This is a genomic window from Kushneria phyllosphaerae (assembly GCF_900312995.1).
Taxonomy (GTDB): Bacteria; Pseudomonadota; Gammaproteobacteria; order Pseudomonadales; family Halomonadaceae; genus Kushneria; species Kushneria phyllosphaerae.
In genome coordinates this window covers 147268-174159 of record NZ_ONZI01000001.1, presented here as the reverse complement: position 1 = coordinate 174159, position 26892 = coordinate 147268, and the positions used below count along the sequence as shown (strand labels likewise).

23 protein-coding genes are annotated in these 26892 nt (G+C 61.6%); 6 read left to right on the top strand and 17 right to left on the bottom strand.

Annotation, left to right across the window (positions count from 1 at the left end; translation table 11 throughout):
- Positions 1 to 80: 80 nt before the first annotated feature.
- From KSP9073_RS00725 to hmuQ, 8 genes are all read right to left on the bottom strand, one after another.
- A complete protein-coding gene (locus tag KSP9073_RS00725) occupies positions 81 to 314 on the bottom strand; it encodes a hypothetical protein (RefSeq protein ID WP_108841048.1) in 234 nt (77 codons plus the stop codon).
- Between the two features lie 148 nt (positions 315 to 462).
- Positions 463 to 2118 carry a carboxylesterase/lipase family protein gene (locus KSP9073_RS00720; RefSeq protein ID WP_108841047.1) on the bottom strand — a complete coding sequence of 552 codons (1656 nt, stop codon included), beginning with the start codon at positions 2116 to 2118 and terminating at the stop codon, positions 463 to 465.
- A gap of 62 nt (positions 2119 to 2180) precedes the next feature.
- Complete coding sequence (locus tag KSP9073_RS00715) at positions 2181 to 3917, bottom strand: carboxylesterase/lipase family protein (RefSeq protein WP_165814115.1); 1737 nt, start codon at positions 3915 to 3917, stop codon at positions 2181 to 2183.
- Between the two features lie 114 nt (positions 3918 to 4031).
- Positions 4032 to 5360, bottom strand: coding sequence for a short-chain fatty acid transporter (locus KSP9073_RS00710; RefSeq protein WP_108841045.1), 1329 nt, complete (start codon positions 5358 to 5360; stop codon positions 4032 to 4034).
- A 354-nt stretch (positions 5361 to 5714) separates the two neighbouring features.
- Positions 5715 to 6683 carry a T6SS phospholipase effector Tle1-like catalytic domain-containing protein gene (locus tag KSP9073_RS00705; RefSeq protein ID WP_108841044.1) on the bottom strand — a complete coding sequence of 323 codons (969 nt, stop codon included), beginning with the start codon at positions 6681 to 6683 and terminating at the stop codon, positions 5715 to 5717.
- An 87-nt stretch (positions 6684 to 6770) separates the two neighbouring features.
- Positions 6771 to 7379, bottom strand: coding sequence for a cell wall hydrolase (locus tag KSP9073_RS00700; protein ID WP_108841043.1), 609 nt, complete (start codon positions 7377 to 7379; stop codon positions 6771 to 6773).
- Positions 7380 to 7527: 148 nt separating this feature from the next.
- Complete coding sequence (locus tag KSP9073_RS00695) at positions 7528 to 8439, bottom strand: oxidoreductase (RefSeq protein WP_108841042.1); 912 nt, start codon at positions 8437 to 8439, stop codon at positions 7528 to 7530.
- A 38-nt stretch (positions 8440 to 8477) separates the two neighbouring features.
- A complete protein-coding gene (gene hmuQ / locus KSP9073_RS00690) occupies positions 8478 to 8810 on the bottom strand; it encodes a heme-degrading protein HmuQ (RefSeq protein ID WP_108841041.1) in 333 nt (110 codons plus the stop codon).
- Positions 8811 to 8950: 140 nt separating this feature from the next.
- Between hmuQ and KSP9073_RS00685 the strand changes: the two genes are divergently transcribed.
- On the top strand, positions 8951 to 9436 hold the full coding sequence (locus tag KSP9073_RS00685) for a cupin domain-containing protein (protein WP_108841040.1): 486 nt from the start codon (positions 8951 to 8953) through the stop codon (positions 9434 to 9436).
- A 30-nt stretch (positions 9437 to 9466) separates the two neighbouring features.
- On the opposite strand, the gene pepE is transcribed toward KSP9073_RS00685, so the two are convergent.
- The gene (gene pepE, locus KSP9073_RS00680) at positions 9467 to 10216 is read right to left on the bottom strand and encodes a dipeptidase PepE (RefSeq protein WP_108841039.1); all 750 of its coding nucleotides are present in this window, start codon (positions 10214 to 10216) and stop codon (positions 9467 to 9469) included.
- A 223-nt stretch (positions 10217 to 10439) separates the two neighbouring features.
- Here pepE and KSP9073_RS00675 point away from each other — a divergent pair, with 223 nt between their 5' ends.
- Entirely contained in the window at positions 10440 to 12551 is a 2112-nt protein-coding gene (locus tag KSP9073_RS00675) for a TonB-dependent siderophore receptor (protein ID WP_108841038.1), read from the top strand.
- A 28-nt stretch (positions 12552 to 12579) separates the two neighbouring features.
- Here KSP9073_RS00675 and KSP9073_RS00670 read toward each other — a convergent pair whose 3' ends face one another.
- From KSP9073_RS00670 to bioB, 7 genes are all read right to left on the bottom strand, one after another.
- Positions 12580 to 14628 carry a potassium transporter Kup gene (locus KSP9073_RS00670; protein WP_108841037.1) on the bottom strand — a complete coding sequence of 683 codons (2049 nt, stop codon included), beginning with the start codon at positions 14626 to 14628 and terminating at the stop codon, positions 12580 to 12582.
- Between the two features lie 276 nt (positions 14629 to 14904).
- The gene (locus tag KSP9073_RS00665; protein WP_108841036.1) at positions 14905 to 16254 is read right to left on the bottom strand and encodes an adenosylmethionine--8-amino-7-oxononanoate transaminase; all 1350 of its coding nucleotides are present in this window, start codon (positions 16252 to 16254) and stop codon (positions 14905 to 14907) included.
- Complete coding sequence (bioD, locus tag KSP9073_RS00660; RefSeq protein ID WP_108841035.1) at positions 16244 to 16975, bottom strand: dethiobiotin synthase; 732 nt, start codon at positions 16973 to 16975, stop codon at positions 16244 to 16246. The genes KSP9073_RS00665 and bioD overlap by 11 nt, the downstream gene beginning before the upstream one ends.
- Complete coding sequence (gene bioC, locus KSP9073_RS00655) at positions 16956 to 17783, bottom strand: malonyl-ACP O-methyltransferase BioC (protein WP_165814114.1); 828 nt, start codon at positions 17781 to 17783, stop codon at positions 16956 to 16958. Before bioC ends, bioD begins: the two co-directional genes overlap by 20 nt.
- Positions 17773 to 18531 carry an alpha/beta fold hydrolase gene (locus KSP9073_RS00650; protein ID WP_108841033.1) on the bottom strand — a complete coding sequence of 253 codons (759 nt, stop codon included), beginning with the start codon at positions 18529 to 18531 and terminating at the stop codon, positions 17773 to 17775. The genes bioC and KSP9073_RS00650 overlap by 11 nt, the downstream gene beginning before the upstream one ends.
- On the bottom strand, positions 18528 to 19745 hold the full coding sequence (gene bioF / locus KSP9073_RS00645) for an 8-amino-7-oxononanoate synthase (protein ID WP_243409059.1): 1218 nt from the start codon (positions 19743 to 19745) through the stop codon (positions 18528 to 18530). The genes KSP9073_RS00650 and bioF overlap by 4 nt, the downstream gene beginning before the upstream one ends.
- Positions 19729 to 20802 (bottom strand): biotin synthase BioB, encoded by a 1074-nt coding sequence (gene bioB, locus KSP9073_RS00640; RefSeq protein ID WP_108841032.1) that lies wholly within the window; start codon positions 20800 to 20802, stop codon positions 19729 to 19731. The genes bioF and bioB overlap by 17 nt, the downstream gene beginning before the upstream one ends.
- Before the next feature lie 258 nt (positions 20803 to 21060).
- On the opposite strand from bioB, the gene fhuE reads away from it, so the two are divergent.
- From fhuE to KSP9073_RS00625, 3 genes are all read left to right on the top strand, one after another.
- Positions 21061 to 23238 (top strand): ferric-rhodotorulic acid/ferric-coprogen receptor FhuE, encoded by a 2178-nt coding sequence (gene fhuE, locus KSP9073_RS00635; protein WP_108841031.1) that lies wholly within the window; start codon positions 21061 to 21063, stop codon positions 23236 to 23238.
- Positions 23239 to 23347: 109 nt separating this feature from the next.
- Entirely contained in the window at positions 23348 to 23716 is a 369-nt protein-coding gene (locus tag KSP9073_RS00630; RefSeq protein WP_108841030.1) for a putative signal transducing protein, read from the top strand.
- An 81-nt stretch (positions 23717 to 23797) separates the two neighbouring features.
- The gene (locus KSP9073_RS00625; protein ID WP_108841029.1) at positions 23798 to 24577 is read left to right on the top strand and encodes a carbon-nitrogen hydrolase family protein; all 780 of its coding nucleotides are present in this window, start codon (positions 23798 to 23800) and stop codon (positions 24575 to 24577) included.
- 93 nt (positions 24578 to 24670) lie between these two features.
- Here KSP9073_RS00625 and KSP9073_RS00620 read toward each other — a convergent pair whose 3' ends face one another.
- A complete protein-coding gene (locus tag KSP9073_RS00620; protein WP_108841028.1) occupies positions 24671 to 25966 on the bottom strand; it encodes a DUF3100 domain-containing protein in 1296 nt (431 codons plus the stop codon).
- Positions 25967 to 26227: 261 nt separating this feature from the next.
- On the opposite strand from KSP9073_RS00620, the gene KSP9073_RS00615 reads away from it, so the two are divergent.
- A complete protein-coding gene (locus tag KSP9073_RS00615; RefSeq protein WP_108841027.1) occupies positions 26228 to 26794 on the top strand; it encodes a DUF1993 domain-containing protein in 567 nt (188 codons plus the stop codon).
- Positions 26795 to 26892 lie beyond the last annotated feature (98 nt).

Sequence of the window (26892 nt, the reverse complement as noted above, 5' to 3'; positions counted from 1 at the left end):
TGCAGAGTTGTGCGATGTCTCGGGTTGTATCGAGCTGCAACATCAGGTCATGACAGAAAAATCCGGTCAGATCACCGGGCTCAAAGGCCTTCCAGCAGACGACCAAGCGACGTTTCCCGCAAAAGAACACGCAGCGTTTCAGGCATGTCCTTCCACGCCAGGCGCAAATACTCCTCGCGCCTGATCATATTCGTGTAATTCTGTTCCAACTGCTGGCAGGGGGACAGCGCGTTCATGAGGGCGTCATGTTCGGCTTCATTTTGCAGTGAAGCGTCCTGTTCGTTGGCCTGTGCGTAAAAGCGATCCAGTTTCATGATGGCGAGAATCCAGAAGATGTTCCCCGCTTATATCGACCGCTATGTTACCTTCTTGATCATTTTGTTACGCAAAATTACCAAAGTCGTAGCCCTGTAGGGTCATGCCTTCAGGACGTGGATGATGATCGGCAAAACACCAGGGGTATCAATGATCGAGGACCGGCGTCAGATGTTGCTCGATCAGGTCCAGCTGCGCCTGCCCCGGGTCCTGTCGGGCTACCGGCCCCGCCTTTTGGGTAAAGTCCATCATCAGGTTTGATAGTGGGGTATGCAGCGGCCAGGTGGGCGCTCCGCCGCCGTTGGGATTGCCATCCCGAGCGAAATTGACCACGTAGCGATGCAGCTGCCAGGCCATGGCTCGGTCGCTGTCATCAAGACGGTCGTAGCGCGATTCAAGCGTGCGAAAGAGATAGGGCAGCTCGCTGGCATGCACTGCTCCCGGCCACTGGTCACGCGCCTCGAGCGCGACGTGCGAGAAACGATAGCGCCACACCGGCTCGCCGCTGGCGGCCAAATGATCGGCAATAAAGCGCGCCGGTTCGGTCATCATGCGATCCATGCCAATGGCGCGACCCACGCGCTGCACGTCACCGCTGCCCTCGGCGTCATACAGTGCGCGGGCACGGTCGGCGTCTTCGCCAAAGGGCGCCAGCAGGGTATCCATGCTGTCTGCCGAGCTGAATCCCAGATCGGCATCGGTGGTACCGATCATCATCGGAACGTGCTGCGCAAGTCCGGCCTGATAGATCCCTTCCGGCTCGCCGGAGACCAGATTACCATCGCGAATCGGGCCGCCGGTCCAGGTGCTCGGGCCTTCCTGTGGCGTCATGAGGCTTTGCATATTGAGCCCATTGACCACCTGTTCGGCAGGCAGGTGCCTGAGGGCGGCGAGGGCGTCTGCTCCTTGGCCTTCGATGCCCTGTTGATGGGCAAAGGCTTCACCAATGCTCTCGGCCGAAGGGAGATCGCCCTGATCGGCTGAAAGCGCGGGCATCGGCCCCATCAGGGCCCGGCCACCGCCGGACATCACCACGGCGCGCTGGAACAATCCGCGGGCAGCCGGTGAGCCGGTCAGGTCCAGCACCGATGCGCCGCCGGCGGATTCGCCCATGAGGGTGACGTTGGCAGCATCGCCGCCAAAGGCGCCAATATTGCGCTGCACCCAGTTCAGGGCGGCCAGCTGATCCATGATGGCGTAATTGCCCAGCGGCGCTCTTTGCTGCACCTGATTGCTTGGCTGTTCATGGCTCAGGGCGGGATGAGCGAAAAAACCGAAGCGGCCCAACCGGTAATTGAGGCTGACCAGAATCACGCCGTCGCGGGCGAAGGCGCTGCCGTCATAAACCGGCGTCGAGGTGCCGCCGTTGACGTAGCCACCGCCATGGATCCATACCAGCACCGGATGATCAGTCGGCGCGCGGTCCACGCGAGGATCGGGGATGGCGTCAGCCGGTGCCCAGACATTCAGGTAGAGACAGTCCTCTGAAGGCGTTACCCCCAGAGGGGCGGCATCGCTCGGATCGGGGCGCTGCATGCAGTCCGGGCCGAAGCGGGTCGCCTGGCGCACGCCCTGCCAGGGGGATACCGGCTGTGGTGGGCGCCAGCGGTTGTCTCCCGTGGGCGCCGCCGCATAGGGGATGCCCTTGAACGCTGTCACGTCGAGCGCGCTGCGGCCCTGCAGCGCGCCGGTGTCGATGTCTACCCGGGTAACGGCCGGGTCGGACGAGGCGGCCTGAGCCCAGGCCCACAGGGGCGTGGCCAGTAGCCCCAGCGTCAGCAGTCCTTTCAGCCAGCGTTGCATGCGATGTCCCGTTTGCGTTGGATCATGCGCCCAGCATAGACCACGCCGGAAGACCGGGCCTGTCAGCCCTGATGATCCGGCTCGGGGTCTGCATCGGGGGCGGCCACCCAGCGGCCCTCGATCATGTCCAGCCGCTCCCACCAGGGGTCGCGCATCACCTGCGGCCCGTCATCCTGAGTGAAATCCACCAGCTTCTCCTGCGTCGGGTCATGTCGGGGCCACTGTGGCAGGCCCTCGCCGTTGGGGTCGCCGGTCAGCGCGAAGTTGATCACGTAGCCATGAAAGGCCGTGGCCGTGGTGCGGTCGCTGTCGTCGATCGAGCTGCCGTAGAGTTCATCAAGATGATCAAAGAGATAGGGAATGTCGGTGGCATGCGGTGCACCTGCCCAGTCAGCACGACGCGGCGCGGCGACATGCGAGAAACGATAGCGCCACACCGGCTGGCCGGCGGCGTACATTTCATCGGCAATAAAGCGTGCCGGCTCCGTCATGGTGCGGTCGCGGCCGATCTCCTTGGCCAGCGTTTTCAGATTGACGTTGCCGCTGGGGTCATAGAGCGCGCGCATGCGATCGGCATTATCGCCAAAGGTATCGAAAAGCTCGGTTTTCGAGGCGGCATCCGCGCGCCCCAGATCCATGCTGGTCGAGCCGATCAATAGCGGTATTCTGCGCTGCTGCTGCTTTTTGAAGCGGTTCTGGGTCTCATCGACCAGAATTTGGCCATCGCGTACCGGGCCACCGGCATAGGTTTCACGCTCGCGGTTGGGGGTATACATCATGCTCATGTTGAGATCCCCGGTCACGGCTTCGGCCGGCAGCGCGCGCAGCGCCTCACGCGCGGCCTCGTCGTTGCCCTCGATGCCGTGACGCTGTGCAAAGCGGGTGCCGAAGCTATCGGCCGATGGATTGTCGGGGTGGTCGTCATGCAGGTCATGGCGCACGGCGCGCAGCCCGCGGCCGCCTCCGGACATCACCACGGCGCGCTGAAAGAGCCCCTCGGTGGCGGGGCTTGCCATCAGGTTGAGAATCGAGTTGCCGCCGGCAGATTCGCCGACCAGGGTGACCTGATTCGGGTCGCCGCCGAAGCGGTCAATATTGCGTTTGACCCACTCAAGCGCCCGGATCTGGTCCATGACGGCATAGTTGCCCTCCAGGGCATCATTGCCGTCTTCGCCGTCCAGCGCCGGATGAGAGAAAAAGCCAAAGCGCCCCAGTCGATAGTTCAGGCTGACATAGAGCACGCCATCACGGGCAAAGCTCTGGCCGTCATAGGCCGGTGAGGACGCGCCACCGTTGACGTAGGCGCCACCATAGAGCCAGACCACCACCGGACGACCGGTGCCATCGGTTGCGGCCGCCTGTCCATCGGTGGCGTCCTCTCGCGCACTGTCCGACGCGTCGCGCCGCGCGCCATCGGGTTGCCAGACATTGAGATAGAGACAGTCCTCATCGGGGCGCTCATCACCGGGTGAGGCGCTGCTGGACATTGGCTTTTGCATGCAGTCGCGGCCAAATCGCGTGGCTTCGCGGACACCCTGCCAGGGTTTGACGGGCTGTGGCGGGCGCCAGCGGTTCTCTCCTACCGGAGGTGCGGCAAAGGGGATGCCGCGATAGACCGAAAAACCCTGATCATGCTCGCCGCGCAGTAGGCCGCTGTCCGTGCGAACGATCGGTGCATCATTCGCCGCTGCCAGGGCGGCGGCCATCTCAACGGCCATCGCCTCATCGATCGCGACAGGCGCCGGAGAGCTCTCGGCCATGGCGAGGCCGGCCGACAGGCTCAGCACTGTCCACGTCATCAGGATGACGCCCTTTCTTCCTGCCCCTGCCCGCATGCCCTCTCCCTGTCCGCCGATCCTCTGAATGAGACTAAAGATGGACACGGTCGTTCACTCGGGCAAGGCGTATTGTGATCAGATCAGAAACATGGCAATGCCCAGCACGACACCGGTCACCAGCATGACCACCGAGGTATAGCCCATGATGTCGCGAATCTGCAGACCGGCAATGGCCAGAAGGGGCAGTGTCCAGAAGGGCTGCACCATGTTGGTCCAGGCATCGCCCCAGGCCACTGCCATGGCCACGTTGGCCGTGTTGGCATTGAGTTGCTGGGCGGCGTCGATCACGATCGGCCCCTGCATGATCCACTGGCCGCCGCCGGCCGGGATAAAAAAGTTGATGAGCCCGGCGCTTAAAAACGAATAAAACGGCAGCGTTTCGCTGCTGGCAATCGAGACCAGCGCACTGCCAATATCGGTGGCCATGCCGGTGCCGCCGATCACGCCCATCATGGCGGCGTAGAAGGGAAACTGCATGATGATGCCGTAGGCCGTGCGCGACCCGTCGGTACAAAAGGCGATGTATTCGCGGGCGTGGCGGGAAAACAAAAGCCCCAGAGCGAAAAAGCCCAGGATGACGGTATTGATGTTGACCCCGCCACCGGTAACAAAGTGATCCAGCAGCCAGAGCAGCGCAATCACGCCAAGTGTCAGCGGAATCAGTCGTGAGTATTCAAGGCGCTGGGCCGGCGTCATGTGTGAGCGAGTGGGCTCTGGCATGGCGTTCATATCATCACTTTGTTCGCTGTCCGGCAGGCTGGTCCGGGGTTCTTTGCCGCGCGGGCGCATCGATACCAGCACGGCCGGTACCACCAGCACCATGGCCGCCAGAATAGCCAGATTGCCGATCGAAAAGACCGTCTGCGATACCGGAATGATGCCCATCTCGGCTTCCAGAAAGTGCCCCGGGTTGGCAATCACGGTGGGGATCGAGCCGCCGTAGCCGCCGTGCCAGACAATAAAGCCCGAATAGGCCGCTGCCACGACCAGCGGATAGTGCACCCGGCCGCGGTGGACAATGCCCATCTCTCGGGCCACCAGCCCGCCGGCCACCAGCCCGAAGCCCCAGGAAATCCAGCTGCACAGCATTGCCACCAGTGTGGTGGCAATGATGACCTGCACCTCGGTACGCGGCAGACGGGTAAAGGCGATCAGGGCACGGCGCACCACGCGGGTATGGGCCAGGGCATAGCCACTGACCAGTACCAGAATGATCTGACAGGTGAATTCATAAATGCTGAAAAAACCGTTGCCCCAGTAATCCAGCACCTGGCGCGGCGCATGGCCGTCGCCCCACACGATGCCGAGCCCCAGCACCACAAGCGTGAGGAAAAACAGGAAAACAAAGGCATCCGGCAGATAACGCTCGGCGATGTGAGTAAACAGACGGCCAATGACACGCATGAAAGATCAGGCTCCCGAGGGTGGTCATGAATTGTTGTAATGGCTGGCGTTCATTGCAGGTTGTCATGCGTAAAGCGACAGGCGCCGTCGCGTATCGACAAGGCCCGGGTTGCTGCGAACGGTAGACGCACAGGGGCCGTCACTGACCTGGCAGAAGTGCTCATGGGCGGTGTGATACGGGGAACTTCAGCTTGAGGCGGGTTTGATGAATCCTTTGGCACGCCCAGGGATGGGATGGCTGTCAGGGGCGCATCAAAAGGGTGTTCAGGATCAGGCGCGGTGCCCCAGGCCGTTACCAGTGACCCGGGGAAATTCACTCATTAATGCGTGACGTCTGATGCAACAGGGCGCGTTCTACTCACGCGCCTGTTGGCGGGCGGCCGGCTGATAGCCCTCGACCTGTTCGATACGTGTTTGCACGCTCTCATCAATGAGGGCATCGCAGGGATAGTGACGCCTTCTGGTGCCCAAAAGCCGCCACAGCCCTGATGCCTTCTGATGCAACATGCCCGCCGGATCCCCTTGAATACGGGACAGATCGTCCTGTTCCAGCAGCAGTCCGTGTTCGGTCGCGCGCTCCAGCATCCAGCGCAGGGTAATGTCGGAGAGCCCGCGCTCACGGTACATGCCGCCCACATCACCATGGCTGCCGGCAAACCAGCGCTGCTCGATGTGTTGCCCGTCCCGGGCCTTGCTTTCATCCCACGGGGTCGGCGAAAAGGGTCGGCGCTTTTCGTCCAGCGCCAGGGCGTGATAGGCGAAGCGCACGCCCGGGCTCAGGCGTCGGTTGTGGAACTTGCGCATTGAGATCAGACAGCCCAGCGCGCCGACGGTATCCCACACACCGACCAGCCAGGGCTTGCAGGAACGGGCAAAGGTGTCGCGAAAGGTCCGCAGGCTGGTGGCGTCATCGCCTCGCAAATACCGGCGGGTGATTTCCTGCACCATGTTGTCGTGGTGCGGATAAAGAATGCCGCAGCGGTCGATCATCGATGCCAGCGAGCGCGCGGTGAAAGCGCCACGGCTGAAGCCGAACAGGAACACGCGGTCGCCAGGCTCGTATTCGTTCATCAGGAAGCGGTAGGCATCTTCCATGTTCTGCTGGATGCCGTAACCGAAGGCGGTGCCCAGCGCGCGTCCCAGCGCCCGCCCGACATCAATGCCGAAAAAGGGCGCGGCAAAGGTGCCGACGCCCGGGCTATAGAAGGCCTTTTGCTGATCGCCGTGACGTTTGATCAAGCGAAACAGGTGCACCACATTGGTGTTGACGCGACTGAACTGCTGATTGGTGCCATCACAGCACACCACAAGATTCTTGCCCATCGATGCCGCTCCGCCCTGATGCCGAAATAATGTCGGGTCTTTTAGCGTAGCGGCTGGCCGTATCGGCGCCAGTCACGGCGCAGGTCCTCAGCTCGGCGGTCGGTAGAATCTGAACTCGCGCGTCTGCGCCGTCAGTACAAAGCTTGATGCCCAGCTTGGCGTCATGCCGCGGTGATGGAAAAACAGCGCCCCGTGGGTACGATCCAACAGGCTGCCGTTAAGGGCGAGCCGGGCGATTTCGCGAGCGGCGGCGTACTCCTTCAGCTCATTGGCCTCGTCCGGCCGGCCGTCGCACCACCAGGAGAACTGACAGCTGCCGGTTTCCGAGCCTTCCTGCACTACGCCGCACAGGGTGGCAGGAAAGCGACCGCTGTGGAGGCGATTCATGATCACATTGGCCACGGCCTCCATCTCCCGCTGATTGGTGCCCTTGGCCTCCCAGTAGATGGAACGGGCCATGCAGGTCACGGCGTCATCCAGCGGCGCCTGGCCGCGCGGGTCGATCGCGCGCGCCCCTTCACGGGTCAGGCGAACGTTGGGCGGTGGCGGCTGCACGCCGCCCTCATTGGAGGCGCGCTGTTCCAGTACCTGTGCCTTTTGCTGCGCCACGGCGCGCTGGGTGGTCTCGGAAGCCTGAGCACAGGAAAGGCTCAGACCGGCAACAAGGCTTGCAATCACGATCAGGGGATAACGCATGGCCGCTCTCGTAGCGAAGGAAGCCCCTATCCTACGCATTCCCCCCACCTTCGGAAAACGCTCCCTGAGTCCAGGGCAATTGCGGCACAGCCTGTAGTACAACCTGTAGTACAACCGATAAAGCCCGTGAGGGTGCGGCCCCGAAAGCTCAATCCCCGGCGAACCATTCGGCGCCGGTCAGCTCACAGGAGACCTGCCAGAGGCGCTCGCCCTGAGCCTGGTCGCGTGCCGTGCTGGAGAGCCGGGCGCGTTTGGGCGCCCCGCGCGTTTCCCCCGGGCCATCGGGGCCAAAGTAATCGCCCGGACGAATATCGCTGGCGGTCGCGGCGTGAATCGTGGGGCGCGCGCCCTCGGTGGCGTTCTGGCTCAAAAGCGGCATGGCCAGCCGAAACAGCGTGCCCACCAGCGGGCGGCTTTTCACGCCGTGATTGAACAGTGCCGTGCGTGATAAACCCGGATGCGCCGCCAGACTGTCGAGCCCCCAAAGCTCCTGGTTGCTGTGGCGCTGCAGGGTCTGGCTGAACATCAGCATGGCCAGCTTTGACTGGCGGTAGGCCCGCCACGGGTCATAGTCACGTGCGCCCTGCAGGTCATCAAAGTCGATGTGCCCGCCCCGGTGGGCAAGGCTTGAAAGCTGCACTACCCGTGGGGCCGCCGCGTGCATCAGCTGCGGCAGCAAAAGGCTGGTCAGCAGAAAATGGCTCAGATAATTGACGCCGAACTGACGCTCGAAACCTTCCTCGGTGAGTTCGCGTCGGGGCAGGGCCATGACGCCGGCATTGTTGATCAAAAGATCCAGCGACGGTTCGCGTGCCTGCACGCGGGCGGCAAATTCCCGCACTGACGTCAGCCGGTTGAGATCAAGCAGTTCAAGGCACACGTCGGCCTTGGGGGACTCATCCCGCAGCGCCTCGACAGCCGCCTGCCCCTTCGTTTCATCACGCGCGGCCACGATGACCCGGTAGTGCTGATGCATCAGGGCGCGGGCGGTTTCAAACCCCAGTCCCGTATTGGCACCGGTCACCACGGCCAGTGGCCGTCGATCGGTGTGATCACTCATGACAATGCTCCGCAGTGGACAGGCAGGCCATCACGCCATCAGGCGTGATTCGCCTCGCTGATGGTCTGGATGACCTCAAAGCCTTCAAACTTCGGCGGCCCCAGATAGAGCCCTTCGCGACGGCTCTGGCCGGCATTGGCATGCGCGGCGCGAAAGGCCTCGGAGTGGGTCCATGCATCGAAATCCTCGCGCGAGCGCCAGATCGTGTGGGAGGCGTACAGCACGTGATCCTCTTCCTGCGGGCCGCGCAACATATGAAACTCGACAAACCCGGGCAGCCCCTGCAGATGGGTTTCACGCTCCAGCCAGAGCTTTTCGAACTCTTCAACGCGTTCGGGATTGACCCGAAAACGGTTCATGGCAATAAACACCGTGCACGCTCCTGTCATTTTTACTCGGGCGCCTTGCGCGCTCGGTCCTGTCATGACGATGGCACCTTGCTGGCGTTCGGGCAAGACTATCAGGCAAGCCAGGGCACACCGGGCTACTGCACTTTGGGAGGGTATCTGTCATGACACCAGTCATCAGTCTGTCACGGTTGGTCAAAAATCCCTGGCAACAGGGAGATGTTTACGAAGGCTCGGAAGCCGGTTTGGGGGCGCTGCTTGGCTTGAAGGCCCTGGGGATTACGTACAATGAAGTGCCTCCGGGCAAATCGGGCTGCCCCTTTCATAACCATCACGTAGAGGATGAGATTTTTGTGATTCTGGAAGGGGACGGCGAATATCGCCTTGGACAGCACCACCATGTGGTCACGGCAGGGGATGTGCTGGGTGCCCCCGCCGGTGGCGTGGACACCGCGCATCAGTTGATCAATACCGGCGATCAGTCGCTTCAGTATCTGGTGATTTCCAGCAGGGCAGCGGTCGATATCATCGAGTATCCCGACTCGGGCAAGTTCATGGCGCGTAGCGGGCCTCCCGATCAGCCTCGCGTTCGGCTGTTGGGCCGACACGATGACGCGCCTTCCTATTGGGAAGGTGAACCGGGCGCATAAGCTCACCTGCAGGGCGCATCGCCACAGGGTTCACGGCGTTTTGGGGTCGCGTCCTGTGCCCTCCGATCCGCGCAGGTCGTCGCAGGTCTGTCCTGCCTGAATGGTCCGGGTGCCCTGATGGGTCAACAGCCAGGCGTCCCGGTTACCGAGCAGTTCGAAGTGCTCGCCTTCCCGGCGCAGGGCCGTGCCTTCCGGCAGGGCCACTACCTGTATGCCCGAATTGAGCGCCAGATACTCTGTCAGGCGCTCTTCCCGGCTCTCGCCGTGGTGACCGGCGCTCTTGCCGGCAATGAAGTGCGGGTTGATCTGAAAGGGCACCAGGTCCAGCGTTTGAAAGCTCGGCGGCTCGACAATCGGCATGTCGTTGGTGGTGCACAGGGTCGGGCCTGCGAGGTTGGCACCGGCGCTCCAGCCGATATAGGCCATGCCCTCCAACACACGCTCGCGAATGACGCCCATCAGGCTCAGATCGTAAAGCCTTTTGACCAGCGCGAAGGTATTGCCACCGCCGACAATCAGCGCCTCGGCACTGCGGATCGCCGATTCGGGGTCGTCGCTGTCATGCAGGCTTTCCAGCGTGACATCGCCGAGATCAAGCGCTGTGCGGACATGATTCAGGTAGGTATCAAAGCCTTTGCTGACCCCGGCGTGGGGGATAAACAGCACGCGTGTGACCGGCGTGGAATGCGCGTTCAGGAAATCCCTGATCAGGGGGCGGGTCCAGACCAGATAGCCGCTATCACCGGCCATGGCACTGCTCAGCAGTAAAAGTCGTGACATGGGACTGTCCTGTTCGGGGCCTCATCTAAAAGGCCTTCTGTGATTGAGGCTCCAACGCTTTGAGGCGTCGAGTCAAGCCATTGCAATACTGCCAATGGCGGACATAAGCGACATTTTCTTATTTGAGAATGATTATTGTTGACTTTAACGGGGCGGCTTTTCAGAATCTCTTCGCTTTTTAATACCAATAACGGGTGCGTTAAACGCACCGGCAAGGGACATCATGAAAACATCATCGCCCGTGTTCGATGCCGGTTCTCGGCGGCGTCTGCTCGGTGCTGTCGTGGCCGCCGCCGGCGTGTATGCCACTGCCGCCCCGGTTCAGGCACAGCAGAATACTGAAGCATCGCTGGACACCATGACCGTCGAGGCGGCTGCCATACCCGACAGCGCTGCCGGCCCGGACAGCTCCATTGTGGCGCGTCGCACCATGACCGGCTCAAAAACCGATACCGAGGTGCTCGATCTTTCCAATAGCGTCTCGACCGTCACCGAAGAAGAGATGCGCACGCGCAACGTGCAGAGCCTTGAGCAGGCGATCGGCTACACGGCCGGTGTGGCGGTGGATCAATATGGCAGTGATGATCGCTATGACTACTTCATGATTCGCGGTTTTGACGGCACCTCGGCCGGTACCTATCGCGATGGCCTTTCGCGCCGCACGGTCAACTTTACCGGCGGCAAGCTTGAGCCTTACGGCCTGCAGCGCATCGATATCCTCAAGGGGTCGACCTCGACGCTCTTTGGCCTCAACGCGCCGGGGGGCATGGTCAATGCGATCACCAAACGCCCGCTCGATTACGATTTTGGCGAGGTCTACACCACGCTGGGCGATGACCACACCGAAACCGGTGCCGATTTCGGTGGCCCGATCGATCAGGCCGGCGAGTGGACCTATCGCATTACGACCAAATGGCAGGACGCCGAGCTCAGCGCCGATGAAACCCGGGATGATCGCTTCTATTTCGCCCCGGCCCTGACCTGGAAGCCCAATGATGCAACGTCACTGACATTGCTTGCCGACTACAACAAGCGTCGCGGCAATACCTCACATGCTATCCCGATAGGGTCGAACATTGATCCGGAGACCTTTCTTGGCGAGCCCGATTACAACGATCTGGACCGCTTCGAGCGCAACATCGGCTATCTGTTCGAGCATGATTTTCAAAACGGCCTGACCTTTCGCCAGAACGCCCGCTATACCCATCTGGACATGGATTACCGTCATGTCTATCTAAGCCAGCCCGACCCGCGCGAGGGACGCGACGCCTATGTGGTGGCCGGCGAGCGGGATCAGTACGTCATCGACAACCAGCTTCAATATGACCATGTCTTCAAGGGCGTCAAAAGCCGCACGCTGGCAGGTTTTGACTATAACCATGACGAGGTCGACGAGCGCTCGCGCTTTGGCAGCGCCGGTGGGATCGACATCAACAATCCGATTTACTGCGGTGCCTCGTGTGTTGATCTGACTCGACAGCCTGACTTTCATCAGAAGCAGATCGCGCGTGGCACCTATCTGCAGGAGGAGCTGACCTTCAATGATCGCTGGATCGTGACGCTGGGCGGTCGCTTTGATGAGATCAAAACGGACACGGCTGATGAGGCCTTCAGTGATAACGCCTTTACCAAACGGGCCGGACTGACCTGGAAGGCGCTGGAGAACCTGTCGCTTTACACCAACTATTCGGAATCGTTTGAGCCACCGTCACAGCGAAGCCTGATCGAGGGCAGCGCCGAGCCACAGGAGGGCAAACAGTACGAGGTTGGCCTGAAGTATCGCCCGGCCACCAATGCGCTGATCACGCTGGCAGCCTTTGATCTGACGCAGGAAAACGTCATCAAACAGGTCAGTCAGAACCTCTATCGCCAGGTGGGCGAAATCAACGTTCGGGGGCTTGAGCTGGAAGGCAAGCTGGCCCTCAACGATCGACTCAACATGACCGCGGCATATTCATACTGGGACCCCGAGATCAAGGAAGATGGCCTGACTGGCAACGAAGGCAATCGCCCGATGCTGGTGCCGCGCAACATCGCCTCGGTCTGGGCCGACTACACGATCCCCGGCGACAGCGCCCGCGGTGACCTGACCCTGGGGCTCGGCACCCGCTTTGTCGGCGACACCTGGATTGACGATGCCAACAGTGACAAAACCGCTTCCTATACGCTGGTCGATGCCATGGCCCGTTATGGCATCACCGACAACGTGGATCTGGCCGTCAACGTGACCAACCTGTTTGATCGGGACTACCTGACCTACGTCGACAACGTCAGCAATAGCGGCTTTCATGGCGATGGCCGATCCATCCTGACCACGCTGCGCTATCACTGGTAGGAGCGGCCACTGACAAGCGCAACGCCGATCAGATCTCCACGCGCAGGCCGAGCTCGATGACCCGCTGTGGCGGCACCTTGTAATACGACGTGGGCTGAATGGCGTTGCGCGACATGAAGGCAAAGAGCTTCTCGCGCCAGAGCATCATGCCCTCCACCTCGTCGGTGGGAATGATCGTTGCCCGGCCGACGTAAAAGGTGGCCTGCTCCATGTCCACCTCGATGCCGAAGTGTTCGGCGAAACGCACGGCCACCGGCACGTTGGGGGTCTGCATGAAGCCGTAGCGTACGATGACCCGATAGACCTCCTGGCCGAGATTCTCGATCTCGAGCCGCTCGGCCGCCGGAATGCGGGGGGAATCCTCGGTGCGCACGGTCAGCAGCAGCACGCGTTCATGCAGCACATGATTGAGCTGCAGATGATGCTGGAGCATCGGCAGGGTGCCGGCATCGCTGCTGGTCAGGAAAATGGCAGTGCCCTTGACGCGAATCGTGTCGCTTTTGGCCAGTTCGGCCACAAAGTCCTTGAGCGGGTCCTGTTCTTCATCCTGCTCCCTTTCATCGTGGGCGAGCCGTTTGCGCAGCAGTTCGCCGCCGCGTCGCCAGGTACCCATCAGCGTGAACATGACCACTGCGGTCAGCACCGGGAACCAGCCGCCGTGCGGCACCTTGAGCAGATTGGCGCCGAAAAACGGCAGGTCGACCATCAGGAAGGCTACGGTGATCGGCCCGGCCACCCACATTGACCACTTCCAGCGCTCACGCATGATGAAAAAGGCGAGAATCGTGGTGATCGTCATCGCAAAGGAGATGCCCACGCCGTACGCCCAGGCCAGGTTTGTCGAGGTGCGAAATCCCAGCACAAGACCAATGGTCGCCAGCATGAGCAGCCAGTTCAGCGTGGGCACATAGATCTGGCCGTACTCCTCGGATGAGGTCTGAAACAGCCGCATCGGTGGCAGCTGGCCGAGCTGAACGGCCTGGCGGGTCAGCGAAAAGGCCCCTGAAATAACCGCCTGCGAGGCGATCACGGTGGCCACCGTGGACAGTACCACCAGCGGATAAAGCGCCCAGTCCGGGGCAAGGTTATAAAACGGCTGGGCGGCGGACTGCCCCTGCGAATGGATCAGCATCGCGCCCTGGCCGTAATAGTTGAGCAGCAGCGCCGGCAGCACGAGCCCGAACCAGGCCAGCTGAATCGGGCGCCGGCCGAAATGCCCCATGTCGGCATACATCGCCTCGCCGCCGGTCACCACCAGAAAGACCGCCCCCAGCACCACAAAGCCCGTCCAGCGGTTAAGGGTGAAAAATTCCACCGCGCGCAGCGGATTGATCGCCTTGAGCACGCTCGGCTCCTGGACAATGCCGTAGACGCCAAGCAGCGCGAGGGTCACAAACCACACGATCATCACCGGGCCGAAGAAACGCCCGACCGTCTCGGTGCCGCGCGACTGGATCGCAAACAGCATGACAAGAATCGCGATGGTGATCGGGATCACATAGGGCTCGAAGATGGTAGTGGCCACGTTCAGGCCCTCGACCGCGCTGGAAACCGAGATCGCCGGGGTGAGCATGAAACTGCCATAGAGGAGTGCGGTGCCGAATACGCCGAGCTGAAGCAGCCATTTCGAATGCCGACCGGCATTCTTGCGCCACGGATTGAGCAGGGCAACCAGCGCGAGCATGCCGCCCTCGCCGTTATTGTTGGCCCGCGTGACAAACAGCATGTATTTGGTCGAGACCACCAGAATCAGCGCCCAGAAGATCAGCGACAAAATGCCCATCACGTTGGCATCGCTGGGCAACAGATTGCTTGAGCCGCGAAAACACTCGCGCAGGGCGTAGAGAGGGCTTGTGCCGATATCACCGTAGGAGACGCCCAATGCAGCCAGTCCTAGCACGAACAGACGTTTGGTGCTGAGGCTGCGTTCCTCGGCCTCGCTGCTTTCAGCCTGCTCCTCATGCGAATAGGGCTGGGCAATCTGCTCCTGTTCGCTTCTGCTCGAGGCGCGTTCCAGCGCTTCTTCCTTCTCTTCGGCATTCCGGTCTGCGTCGCGCGCTGTCTTTTTGTCAGACATCTGTCTACCACCGATGGTGTGACGTGATCGTCTTTTTTGTTATGCCGCCCTGGAAAGCCTCGACCAGCGATCACCATCGCCTATGAGCTGACGCTTGCCTGCGGCCGCTGTCTTGATCTCCACTATTTCGATAGTAGTGAGCCCGGGTTCGACTGTCGAACCCGGGCGATGCCATGCCGACCAATGGCGCAATGAACGAAGAACCGGAGAAAGACAGGTCCTTGAAGCGCCTGTGATCATGCCCTTGAGTGCCGCGTTATCGGCGAGTTGTCAGCACTACTGCCCGGTGGCGACTTCCAGCCCTTCGCGAGTCACCTCGCCGAGAAAGTCGATCTCCTCCGGGGTAATCACATAGGGCGGCATCCAGTAGATGACGTTGCCCAGCGGGCGCAGCATCGCCCCGCGGGACATGGCGTGCTGAAAGACCCTGAGCCCGCGGCGTTCACGAAAGTCATAGGGTTCGAGCGTTGCCTTGTCCTTCACCATTTCGATGGCGACCACCATGCCGGTCTGGCGGACATCGCCGACGTGTGGGTGCTCGCGCAGTGGCGCCGTCACCTGCTCGATGCGAGCCGATTTGTCGCGATTGGTGGCGATCACGTCGTCGTCTTCGAGAATGTCGAGCGTGGCCAGCGCTGCGGCACAGGCCAGCGGATTGCCGGTGTAGCTGTGCGAGTGCAAAAAGGCCCGCAGCGTCGAATAGTCGTCGTAGAAGGCTGCATAGATATCGTCGGTGGTCATGACCACCGACAGCGGCAGATACCCTCCGGTGATCGCCTTCGACAGGCACAGATAGTCCGGGCGCACGCCGGCCTGTTCGCAGGCGAACATCGTGCCGGTGCGGCCGAAGCCGACGGCGATTTCATCGAAAATCAGCTGCACGTTGTGGCGGTCGCACGCTTCGCGCAGCCAGTTCAGATACTCCGGCGGGTACATGCGCATGCCGCCGGCACACTGGATCAATGGCTCAACGATCACGGCGGCCAGTTCATCGCCATGACGTTCGAGCGCGGCCTCCATGTGGGCAAAGGCTGCCCGGGCCTGGTCGATCCACTGGTCACGCGGCAGACCGAATCCGTCCGGCGCCGGCACCTTGATCACATCCAGCAGCAGCGAGCGATAGGTGTCGGTGAAAATCGCCACATCGCCGACGGAGAGCGCGCCCAGTGTCTCGCCGTGATAGCCGTTGGTGATGGTCAGAAAGCGGCGCTTCTCCGGTCGACCCTGGTTATGCCAGTAGTGATAACTCATCTTCAGGGCCACCTCGATCGCCGAGGAGCCGTTGTCGGCATAAAAGCAGTGCCCCAGCCCTTCCGGTGCCAGTCGTCCCAGCCGTTCGGAGAGTTCGATCACCGGCTGGTGGGTAAAGCCCGACAATATGACGTGCTCAAGCGTGTCGAGCTGGGTCTTGATGCGCGCATTAATACGCTCATTGGCGTGGCCGAGGATATTGACCCACCAGGAGCTGATCGCATCCAGGTAGCGATGACCTTCGAAATCCTCAAGCCACACCCCCTTGCCCGAGCGGATGGGGGTGACCGGCAGGGTTTCGTGATCCTTCATCTGGGTGCAGGGGTGCCAGAGGCTGGCCAGGTCGCGCTGCATCCATGTGGCGTTATCGTTCATGAGATTCCAGTAGCACATTGAGATCAAGACAGGCGCCGACTCGCTCGGGCGTCGGCGCCACAAGGTAAGGCACCAGGCCCAGACAGGGGATGCCGCCACGCCGGCTCAACCACTCTTCGAGCGTGGCCAGATTGGCGGCCAGACGCGACATGTCGGCATCCACCACGTTGGCGACCCAGCCGGCGACCTTCAGGCCGTCGCGCTCGATGGCCTCCAGCGTCAGTCGGGCATGATTAATGGCGCCCAGCCGCACCCCCACCACCAGAATGACCGGCAGGTTCAGCGCCACGGCCAGGTCGGAGAGGCAGGCGTCATCACGCAGAGGGACGCGCCAGCCACCGGCGCCTTCGATCAGGGTCAGGTCGGCGTTGGCGGCCAGCAGGGTCTGCATGGGGGCCAGAAGCGAGGCCACCGACAGCTCGCGCCCGGCTTCGCTGGCCGCAATATGTGGGGCGATGGCCGGTTCAAACGCCACTGGATTGACCGCGTCATAGGGCAGGGCCGGTGTGCACTGGGCCTGAAGGGCCAGTGCATCGGCGTTGCGCAGACCGTGTGATGTGCGCTCACTGCCGGAGGCGACGGGCTTGCCGGCAGCCGTTGTCAGTCCTCGGGCACGGGCGGCGTACAGCAGGCCTGAGGTCATCAGGGTCTTGCCAGCGTCGGTATCGGTACCGGTGACGAAAAAGGCCGCAGGAGGGCGGTCAGAGGGGGAGTCGGTCATGGGATAACTCGTCGGGTTTTTGCATGAGGACCTGGGCGACCCGGTAGGTGGTGGGCAGGCCTTTCGAGGTGCGAAAGCGTTCCAGTGACTGCGCGACGCCTGCCCAGTGCCGGCGGCTCATCAGGCCATGGCGGACCGTTTTGTCCGGTGTGGCGGCACCCACCGCCTTCAGCGCCCGCAGGCTTGCCGCAGCACTGTCATGAAAGACTCGGTGATCGCTGACACTGAGCGAGTGCGTGGTGAGACGACCGGGATTGAGGTACTGATTCAGTGCCTCGAAAGTGAGAAACGTGTTGCCCTGGGGGCCGAACTCAAGCGATTTAAAGGCGGTTTTCAGCTCGTCCAGAGTGCCCTCAAGCAGGGTGGTAAAGGCGAGCCATCCGCCCGGGCGCAGCGTGCGCTCGGCTTCCCTGAGAAAACCTTCTGGTGTGGCACACCACTGAATGGCCAGGCTGGACACCACCATGTCCAGACACTCGTCTGCAAAAGGCAGCTGCTCGGCCTCGCCCGACTGCCAATACAACCGACCATGGCCGTGACGGCGGGCTGCTTCCTCAAGCATGCCGGGGGCCGGGTCAATGCCGGTGATGGTGGCTTCGGGATAGCGCGCGCGCAGCCCGCGGGTGACGTAGCCGGTGCCGCAGCCGACATCTGCCAGACGCTGAGGCATGGCCCTTGTCGGCAGGGCGCGAAGCAGATCATCGGCCACCTCGCGCTGAAGACCGGCGTGGTGGTCATAGTGAGGTGCTGCCCTTGAGAAGCTCGTCGCGATGCGGTGCTTGAGGGCCAGGGTCGCCTCAGTGCTCATGGGCATCTCCTGTCCCGCTTTGCTTGATAAAGGCCACCATGTGTCGGGCGCAGGTTTCTGGGTGTTCCAGCGGGAAGGCGTGACCGGTATCCATCAGCGTGTGAACGGCACTGTTGGCCGGCAACCGCTTCGCCACCTCGTCGCAGGCATCCACGGGCACCAAAGCATCAAGTTCGGCAAAAAGATGCAGCCTCGGGCAATGCTCAAGGGCGAGCAGCGCCTGCAGGTCGATATGGGCCAGCAGCGATAGCCCGGCCAGTGCCTGCCGGGCGGTGAGGGTTGCTGCATGCTGCTCAAGCTGGCGGATCATCCTGGAGCGCTGTGCACTGCCGCGGGCGATGAGCGCCATAAAACGCGACAGGGTCTTCTCGGGGGCGCTTGTCCAGCGGGCTCGAAAGCCGGCCAGCGTGGCCGGGAGCAGGGCACATTGCCAGTCCCTGCAAGCGATGAAACTGGCGTTACTGCCCAGCGTCATGACGCCGGGGCAGCGGGCCCCACGTCGGGCGGACAGGGCCATGGCGAGCATGCCGCCCAGTGACCAGCCGGCCAGCCAGGCATGCTCGGGCAGCCGGTCATCAAGATCATCGAGCCAGACCTTTAGGGTGTCATCGCTGGTGGCCGGCAGTGGTGGGCAGTCAATAACCCAGCCGGGCAGCTGCGCCTTGAGTTCAGCGGCCAGTGCCATCAGCGAGGAGGGTGCCATGGCCCATCCGGGCAGCAGGATCAGGGTTGGAGCGGCGGGCATCATGAGGTCACTGTCCGGCAGCAGCGCTCGAGAGTTTCGAGCAGTCGATCCAGATCGGCCTCCGTGTGGGCCGCCGACAGGGTTACGCGCAGCCGTGACTGCCCCGGGGGGACCGTGGGCGGGCGAATGGCCGTGCATAAAATGCCTTCTTCATACAGCCGCTCGGACAGTGCCATTGCTGCCTGCTCGTCGCCGACCAGCAGGGGCTGAATGGGCGTTTCGGAAGGCATCAGCGCGATATCGGGCAGCGCCAGCGTGAGCAGTTCCCGTCGAAAGCGCTGGATCAGGTGATGCAGATGGGCACGCCGTTCCGGTTCGGTCTGAACGATATCCAGGGCAGCCAGCGTGGCCGCGGCCAGCGCCGGCGAGAGGCTGGTGGTGTAGACGAAGGGCCGGGCGAATTGGATCAGCGATTCGATCAGCGCGTGGCTGCCGGCCACAAAGGCGCCCTGGGTGCCGAGTGCCTTGCCCAGCGTGCCCACCAGAATGGGCACCTGATCAAGGGCCACGTTCTGCGCCTCCAGCGTGCCGGCGCCTTTTGCGCCCAGCACGCCAAGGCCGTGGGCATCATCGATCATCAGCGGAATATCGTGACGCTCGGCCAGTCGGGCCAGTGCGTTCACATCAGCGCAGTCGCCATCCATGCTGAAGACGCCGTCACTGACCAGCAGTCGATCGGCGTCCGGCGATAGCCCGGCCAGTGCCTGAGCTGCACCGGCCAGATCACCGTGCGCGAAGCGATGAAGCCGGGCACCGGAAAGCCGGGTGCCATCCAGCAGTGAGGCGTGGTTGAGTCGGTCATGAACAACATGCCCGCCGCGCGACATCAGCGCCGAGATCACCCCCAGGTTGGCCTGGTAGCCGCTGCCAAATAACAGCGCTCGCTCACGACCGGTCCACTGGGCCAGGCGCGTCTCCAGCCGGTCATGGATCTCCTGATGGCCGTTGACCAGGTGTGAGGCGCCGCCGCCGGCCCCGTATTGGCGCGCGCCGTCACACAGGGCCTCCACCACGCGCGGGTGTGTGGCCAGTCCCAGATAGTCGTTGCTGCAAAAGGTCAGCATGGCCCGGCCATTGATCCGGGTATGCACGCCGGCATCACGCTGGCTGCGACGCTTGCGGTATCGGCCGGCGGTCTTTTGCTGCTCGAGGCGGTGCTGGAGAGCAGTCTCGAAGGGATTCATCTTGTCGGCGCCCATCTCAATGGGCGGCGGCATCGGTGGTCATGGCCTCGACCCGTGCCCGGTACATCTGTTCATCGAGGACTGCCTCGTGGGTGGCGTCATCAACATCGTGTCGCTGCTCCGGATAGAGCCCCAGACGCTCGAACAGGCGTTGGTCGTGATTGGCCTGAGGGTTCTGCGCGGTCAACAGCCGCTCGCCGTAGAAGATCGAATTGGCACCGGCGAAAAAGGCCAGCGCCTGGGTCTCATCGCTCATCAGCTCGCGGCCGGCCGCCATGCGCACGTGAGAGGCGGGCATCAGAATGCGGGCAGTGGCGATCGTTCGAATGAAGTCGATCGGGTCGAGATCCTCGACGTGCTCAAGCGGCGTGCCCTGAATGCGGATCAGCATATTGATCGGCACACTCTCCGGATGGGTGGGCAGGTTGGCCAGCTGCTGCAAGAGGCCTGCACGGTCGTTGATGCTCTCGCCCATGCCCAGAATGCCGCCGGAGCAGATCTTCATGCCGGACTGGCGGACGTGATCAAGCGTTTCAAGACGGTCAGCGTAGGTGCGGGTGGTGATGATCTCGCCGTAGTACTCCGGGGAGGTGTCCAAGTTGTGGTTGTAGTAATCAAGGCCGGCATCTTCGAGCGCTTCGGCCTGATCACGGGTCAGCATGCCCAGCGTCATGCAGGTCTCAAGGCCCATGGCGCGTACGCCGCGCACCATTTCCAGCACATACGGCATGTCTTTCGCCCGCGGGTTTTTCCAGGCCGCACCCATGCAGAAACGACTTGCCCCCACCTCTTTCGCCCGGCGCGCTTCTTCCAGCACGGCCTCGACCTGCATCAGTTTTTCGCGCTCCAGCCCGGTGTTGTAGTGGCCGGACTGCGGGCAGTACTTGCAGTCTTCCGGGCAGGCACCGGTCTTGATCGACAGCAGCGTTGAAATCTGCACGGCGTTGGGATCGAAGTGCTGGCGATGCACGCTCTGCGCCTGAAACAGCAGATCGTTGAAGGGCAGGGTGAGCAACGCCTCGATTTCGTGGCGCTGCCAGTCGTGACGATATTGCTCAGGGCGGGGAGAGCCGTGATCAGAGGTGGGCATGGCGTTGTTAACCTGAAAATTTTAGAAAGATGACGGCTACCTTGCCAGTCTCAGTGGTTAACTTCAATTTCCTTCCAGGTTGACAGTGGTGCCCTGTTATCAGCCGCTCACGGCAGTAAACGTCGTGAATGAGAAGTTTTTACGATTGAAAATAAGAATAGTTGTTATCAGCGTTGACTTTACAACGGCTGTTTCATCAAAATCGCCGGGCCATAACACCGATAAAACGGCGCGTTAGATGCGCCAGCAAGGGACACCATGAAAACACCATTCTGCGGTCGGCGCCCACGGCGTACCGGTCTTGCCGGTCGTCACGTTCTGACCCTTGTGACCACTGGCGCCTATTTGATGACGCCTGCGATCGCTCAGGCCGATGATGCCGCCATTAATACCCTGACCGTCACGGCCACCAATCTTTACGACAACGTTGGCTATACCAGGCGCCAGACCAGTGCGGGCACACGGATGAACCTGGCCCCGAAGGAGATTCCGCAGACGGTCAGCATCATGACCGAGCAGCGTATGAAGGATCAGAACCTCGAAACGATCGAGGATGTACTGTCCAATACCACCGGTGTCTCGGCTCGCCACATTGATAGTGACCGGGTCCGCTTTTCTGCCCGGGGCTTTGATATCAACAGCTATCAGTACGATGGCATCCCGACACTGAATACCGACAGCCGCTGGTACTTCGGCGAAGGGGCACAGAACACAGCGATCTATGACCGTGTCGAGGTGGTTAAAGGCGCCAATGGCCTGATGACCGGTGCCGGTAACCCGGGCGCCTCGGTCAACTTTGTACGCAAACACGCCGACAGCCGCGAGTTGACCGGCTCCGTCTCCGGCACGCTGGGCAGCTGGGACAAGCAGCGTGGCGTGGTGGATGTCACCACTCCGCTGACCGAGTCCGGCGACGTGCGTGCGCGCTTTATCGGCGGCTATGAAGACGGCGACAGCCCTCTGGACCGTTACTCCAAACGCAAAAAGTTTGGCTACGGCATCATCGATGCCGATGTCACCGAGAGCACCACCGTTTCGGTGGGCTATGACTATCAGAACACGCACACCAGCTCGCCCACCTGGGGCGGTTTTCCGCTGTGGTACAGCGACGGCGGGCGTACGAACTACACCCGCTCGTTCAGCGTGGCGCCGGACTGGTCCTATTACGACTTCGAGTCGGAAAAGGTCTTTGCCATGCTCGAGCATCGATTTGGCAATGACTGGCAGCTGCACGGCACCGCCACCCATGAAAAAACCGAGGCAGACAGCAAGCTGGCCGCACCCTATTACGAGCCTTTTTTCTCCTCTCCTGATCGCGCGACCGGGCAGGGCAGCACCTTTTATACCGGCTGGAACCGCGGTGAGCGTAAAGTCGATTCGGTCGATGTCTACGCCAACGGGCCGTTTGAGCTGATGGGGCGCCAGCATGAGCTGGTCGTCGGCGGCAGCTATGCGGACCAAAGCAATGACTACAACAACAGCTTCATTCCGGGCGCTGGCTTTGATGTGGGGGATCTCGATAACTGGAACGGCTCGGCGCCCAATACAGGCTGGAGCAGCTTTTCCCCGCTTGAGCGCGCCAGTGTTCAGCAGAAATCCGTTTACACTGCGGCCCGCTTTTCCCTGACCGACCCGCTGACCCTGATTGTGGGCGCGCGCTATACCGACTGGCGTGGCAGAACCTGGTCCACCGGGGTGGGCAATAACTCGCAGAGTGAGAGCGATGTCACGCCCTACGGCGGCCTGATTTACGACATCAACGATGTCTGGTCGGCTTATGCCAGCTACACCGAGATCTTCCAGCCGCAGAGCTACCGTCTGGAAGGTGGCAATGGCTATCTTGATCCGCTCACGGGCAAGAACTACGAGACCGGCGTCAAGGCGGCCTGGTTTGATGGCCTGGTCAACGCCTCCTTCTCGGTATTTCGACTCGAGCAGGACAACGTGGCCGATCTGGTCAGCATCCCCGGCTCCCCCATCACTACTGCAACGCCGGTGAGCGATGTGGTCAGTGAAGGTTTCGAGGCTGAAGTGACCGGTGCGGTGACGGAGAATCTCGACATGACCGCCGGCTTTACCCACTACACCGCGACCTCGGCGCAGGGTGATTTCAACCCTGACCGGCCGCGCACCCAGGCGAATCTATTCGCCAGCTACCGCGTCCCGCAGCTTGAGCCGCTGACCGTGGGTGGCGGATTCAACTGGCAGAGTCACACTTTCGAGCGTGATGTGGCCGGGCCGCAGGGCGATGAAAAGGTCGAGCAGGGCAGCTACACGCTGGTCAACCTGTTCGGGCGCTACGCTTTTACCCAGGACCTCTCGCTGCAGGTCAACGTGCGTAACCTCTTTGACAAGAAGTACTACAGCTACCTCGACGGCTACGGTGTCTACGGCGAGCCGATGAACATCACCTCTACGCTGACGTACTCGTTCTAACCCTTTAATACAACGAATACGGCCGACAGTCCTGTCGGCCGCTTTATTCGAATCGATTCATGTTGTCGTGCGACACTCAGGGCCACCGTCATATTCGTGGAGCCCTGTGATGGCCACCGGCTCGCTCGCCACCCTCGTTCGCTTTACTTATCCCTTTGAGGCCCATTTGTTCAAGGGTCTGCTTGAATCGCGTGGCCTTGCGGCCTTCATGGCCGATGAGCACCTGATCACGATGCAGTGGATGTGGGAGATCGCACTCGATGGGGTGAAGGTGCAGGTCATGGCGCATGAATTCGACGAGGCGCAGGAAGTGCTGACGGACTATCGCCAGCATCGACTGGCCATGTCTTCGTTCGATTTTGAGGCTTCGCCCCCGCGAAGCAGGGTGCACTTCTACGGCTGGCGGGCGCTGGTCATTACCTGCTGGGCGACGACCGGCGTGGTGTTTCCACTGCCGTCATCCAAGGGCAGAACATGACGGCGCTCGCATCTCCTGTAGCGTGAAGCCGATAATTTATGGCTTATATACCTCGAAAATCGACACGGGAGATAATTGGACATGACAGGCGAGACCCACGACATCACCGTTGCCCTGGCGCAGGCACCGGTCATCAGGGGCGCCGTGGCGGATAATCTCTCTGCCCACCTGCGCTACATCGAGCAGGCCGCTCGACACGGCGCCGACGTGGTGATGTTCCCCGAGTTGTCGCTGATCGGCTACGAGCCGGATCTGCTCGAGCCGCTGGCCATGTCTGACGATGCAGAAGTCTTCACAACCCTGTCCGACGCCGCCATGGCCCACCATTTGGTCGTGATCGCAGGTTGTCCGCTGATCAATGATGGCAGCAAACCCCGCATCGGCGCGGTCATCTGCTTTCCCGATGGTGAGCGCACGTTTTATGCCAAGCAGCACCTGCATGACGGTGAGGCGGTGTACTGCGCGCCGGGTCATGAGAGTTGCCTGTTCACTGTCAACGGCGTACGCCTCGCGCTGGCGGTCTGCGCTGATTTTGCCCATCCCGCTCACGCGGAAGCCGCCGCTGCCCAAAACGCGCAGGTCTATCTCGTCAGCGCGCTGATCTCTGAATCCGGTTATGACGCTGATGCCGAGCTGCTTGCCGGCATCGCCCGGCGCCATCAGTTCCCGGTGCTGCTTTCCAACCACATTTCCAATACCGGCGGCTGGCAGACCTGCGGCAAAAGCGGCAGCTGGGCCGCCCGCGGCGAGCGGGTTGCTGGGGCTGAAGGCAATGATGCTGGGCTGGTGCTCTGCACGATAAAAGACGGTGTACTGGACGGCGCTTCAGAGCAGATTATCGCGATGGAAGGCGTTGCCTAATGGGTATGCTGTCAGCCGTATAAAAAAGCCCACCAAACGGTGGGCTTTTGGGTAATACGTCCTTCTCTAGAAAAGGCGTCATATCTTTGGCCGTCAGAGCAGCACCTGAGCAACCAGCGCCGAGCCCAGATAGGTGCCGGTAAAGACCAGCAGCGAGATAATCACCAGTTTCCAGCCGGTACGGCGAAACATGACGAACTCGTGCCGGCTCAGGGCCAGCCCCGCATAACCCAGTGCCGGCGTCACAATGGCCAGAAAGTTAACGGCCGAAAGCTGCTCGACCAGCCACGCGCTGCCCGGGAAAAACGGCAGCGTCACGAGAATGCTGATCAGCGATACCCATGCCACTGCCGGCAGATAAAAGGGCATGACGCGGGTAACGGCCAACCCGGCCAGCGTCATGAGATACAGCATCACCATGCCCGGCAGCGCGCCCCAGAGCTGGCCACTGCTGACGGTGTTGCTCAACCAGCCCACCACACACACGGCGGCAAGCGTCAGCGCCGTTCGGCCCAGCTGCTGCTCGGGGCGCACGGCGTCATTTTCCTGCTCGGCGCCACTGTCCTGCTCGGTCGAGTCCTGTGAGGTGTGTCTCTTCAGGCGACGATAGAGCCATTCGGCGACCGGGAGAGCGATAAACAGCGACACATACAGCCCGGTGGCATAGGTCAAAAGGTTGCTGGCGCCGGAAAAGGCCAGCAGCTCCTCGCGCAGGGCCGGCACGGCCTCGGTCAATGCCCCGGAGCAGGCCGCCACCATGCTGGCGCTGCCCACACCGCAGGCCATGGCCAGTGCGCGCGGGTCAAACAGATCCATCGAGGCCAGAAAGCCCGCCATCAGCGCAAACCAGAGAGTGCCGAACATGGTGCCGACCACATAGACGCCCATCACGCCGATGCCCTCCGGGCCCTTGAGGCCGTAACGATCCGAGATGATCGCAATATTGGGCTCGCGCGCAATCGAATAGGTGGCCCCGATCGCCTCACGGCCCATTTTCAGCACCAGCACGGCGAAGGGCAGCGCGATCAGCATCGTCCCCAGATTGCCCAGCTCCTGAAGGATCAGCGCCGGCCCGGCACTAATAATCTGATCGGTCGCCGGCCCGATGGTGGAACCAAAACGGGCGATAAACGGCATGATCGCAATCAGGGTGATCGGCGCGGCCACAGCGCTCAACCGCGGTGGCACCAGCGTGTGAAATCGGGTAGTCAGGTGCGGGTTCAGCACGATGGCCAGCGAAAACGTATAGAACAGCGGCAGCAGTAACAGCGTGCCGACCCCGGCTGGTATTTTGATAATGCCGATCCACTCGGCCAGCAGCGAGAGGATGACGACCAGCCCGTGCAGGCGCAGAAAATCGAGCGGTGACACCCGGTTGGCAGCGTTCATGAAAGGTTCCCATTGTTTTGTGTGCAAACGGCAGGCTGCGGCCGGCCGGCGCCTATTGTATGGGTTTGGTGGTTTTATAGGGGTGTCAGGATCAATGACTGGCGGAATATGGGGATGCACAATCCCTTGCCGACATCGCTATGATGATCATGCCGGCCTCGATGCTGGCGAGCCTCAATATCTCGATGCAAGGCGTACCGGTCCGAATGTCGTTTGTGTGACGGACAGTGCGTCATCCTTCAATCATCAGGAAGACACCTCATGTCACTCACAACGCTGCTGGTTCCGACCTTTACGCACATGCTGGGCACGCTCTCGGGCTGGCTCGAGAAGGCGCAAAAGCAGATGCCGGAAGACCAGGCGCAGGCGCTGCTGTCCGCGCGTCTCGCGCCGGACATGTTTCCCTTGTCGACCCAGATTCGATTTGCCTGCGTGCAGGTTCACGAGGCCGTATGCCGGCTCAGGGGAGAGGCGTTTCCGGAGTCCATCAGGGAACTGCGTGATGAAGGCGTCGATGCCGGCGAGCGACCCGGTTCGTTTGCAGACGCTCAAACCCGGATCGAGGACGCCATGGCGCTGCTCGAGGGGCTCGACCCTGCCGCTCTGGATGTGAACGCGGACCAGCCACTGGTGCATGAGCTGCCCAACGGCATGATTCTTGATTTAACCGCCGAGCAGTATGCCCGCGACTGGGCGCTGTCCCAGTTTTATTTCCACCTCATGACTGCCTATTCGATCCTGCGCAGCGAGAAGGTAGAACTTGGCAAGGCCGACTACATCGCGCACATGTTTCCCTGTATTCGTCCGGAAACGATCCATCAACGTTGATGGGAGAGGCGCTGGTTTCAGCCTGTTCTCTCCTGCCTTGAGCCGGCGTGTCGCACTGCCACTCGGCCCATCATCGCCGCCGGCATGTACCGGCGGCG

Bases quoted from the DNA above. Each gene is read 5' to 3' on its own strand.
- KSP9073_RS00650 (WP_108841033.1), bottom strand. From the start codon at position 18,531: ATGATGCCCGCCGCTCCAACCCTGATCCTGCTGCCCGGATGGGCCATG.
- KSP9073_RS00665 (WP_108841036.1), bottom strand. From the start codon at position 16,254: ATGAACGATAACGCCACATGGATGCAGCGCGACCTGGCCAGCCTCTGG.
- KSP9073_RS00715 (WP_165814115.1), bottom strand. From the start codon at position 3,917: ATGACGTGGACAGTGCTGAGCCTGTCGGCCGGCCTCGCCATGGCCGAG.
- KSP9073_RS00700 (WP_108841043.1), bottom strand. From the start codon at position 7,379: ATGCGTTATCCCCTGATCGTGATTGCAAGCCTTGTTGCCGGTCTGAGC.
- KSP9073_RS00720 (WP_108841047.1), bottom strand. From the start codon at position 2,118: ATGCAACGCTGGCTGAAAGGACTGCTGACGCTGGGGCTACTGGCCACG.
- bioF (WP_243409059.1), bottom strand. From the start codon at position 19,745: ATGCCGCCGCCCATTGAGATGGGCGCCGACAAGATGAATCCCTTCGAG.
- KSP9073_RS00675 (WP_108841038.1), top strand. From the start codon at position 10,440: ATGAAAACATCATCGCCCGTGTTCGATGCCGGTTCTCGGCGGCGTCTG.
- KSP9073_RS00625 (WP_108841029.1), top strand. From the start codon at position 23,798: ATGACAGGCGAGACCCACGACATCACCGTTGCCCTGGCGCAGGCACCG.
- KSP9073_RS00695 (WP_108841042.1), bottom strand. From the start codon at position 8,439: ATGAGTGATCACACCGATCGACGGCCACTGGCCGTGGTGACCGGTGCC.
- pepE (WP_108841039.1), bottom strand. From the start codon at position 10,216: ATGTCACGACTTTTACTGCTGAGCAGTGCCATGGCCGGTGATAGCGGC.
- KSP9073_RS00670 (WP_108841037.1), bottom strand. From the start codon at position 14,628: ATGTCTGACAAAAAGACAGCGCGCGACGCAGACCGGAATGCCGAAGAG.
- KSP9073_RS00725 (WP_108841048.1), bottom strand. From the start codon at position 314: ATGAAACTGGATCGCTTTTACGCACAGGCCAACGAACAGGACGCTTCA.
- KSP9073_RS00620 (WP_108841028.1), bottom strand. From the start codon at position 25,966: ATGAACGCTGCCAACCGGGTGTCACCGCTCGATTTTCTGCGCCTGCAC.
- KSP9073_RS00710 (WP_108841045.1), bottom strand. From the start codon at position 5,360: ATGCGTGTCATTGGCCGTCTGTTTACTCACATCGCCGAGCGTTATCTG.
- bioC (WP_165814114.1), bottom strand. From the start codon at position 17,783: ATGAGCACTGAGGCGACCCTGGCCCTCAAGCACCGCATCGCGACGAGC.
- bioD (WP_108841035.1), bottom strand. From the start codon at position 16,975: ATGACCGACTCCCCCTCTGACCGCCCTCCTGCGGCCTTTTTCGTCACC.
- KSP9073_RS00705 (WP_108841044.1), bottom strand. From the start codon at position 6,683: ATGGGCAAGAATCTTGTGGTGTGCTGTGATGGCACCAATCAGCAGTTC.
- KSP9073_RS00615 (WP_108841027.1), top strand. From the start codon at position 26,228: ATGTCACTCACAACGCTGCTGGTTCCGACCTTTACGCACATGCTGGGC.
- KSP9073_RS00630 (WP_108841030.1), top strand. From the start codon at position 23,348: ATGGCCACCGGCTCGCTCGCCACCCTCGTTCGCTTTACTTATCCCTTT.
- bioB (WP_108841032.1), bottom strand. From the start codon at position 20,802: ATGCCCACCTCTGATCACGGCTCTCCCCGCCCTGAGCAATATCGTCAC.
- KSP9073_RS00685 (WP_108841040.1), top strand. From the start codon at position 8,951: ATGACACCAGTCATCAGTCTGTCACGGTTGGTCAAAAATCCCTGGCAA.
- fhuE (WP_108841031.1), top strand. From the start codon at position 21,061: ATGAAAACACCATTCTGCGGTCGGCGCCCACGGCGTACCGGTCTTGCC.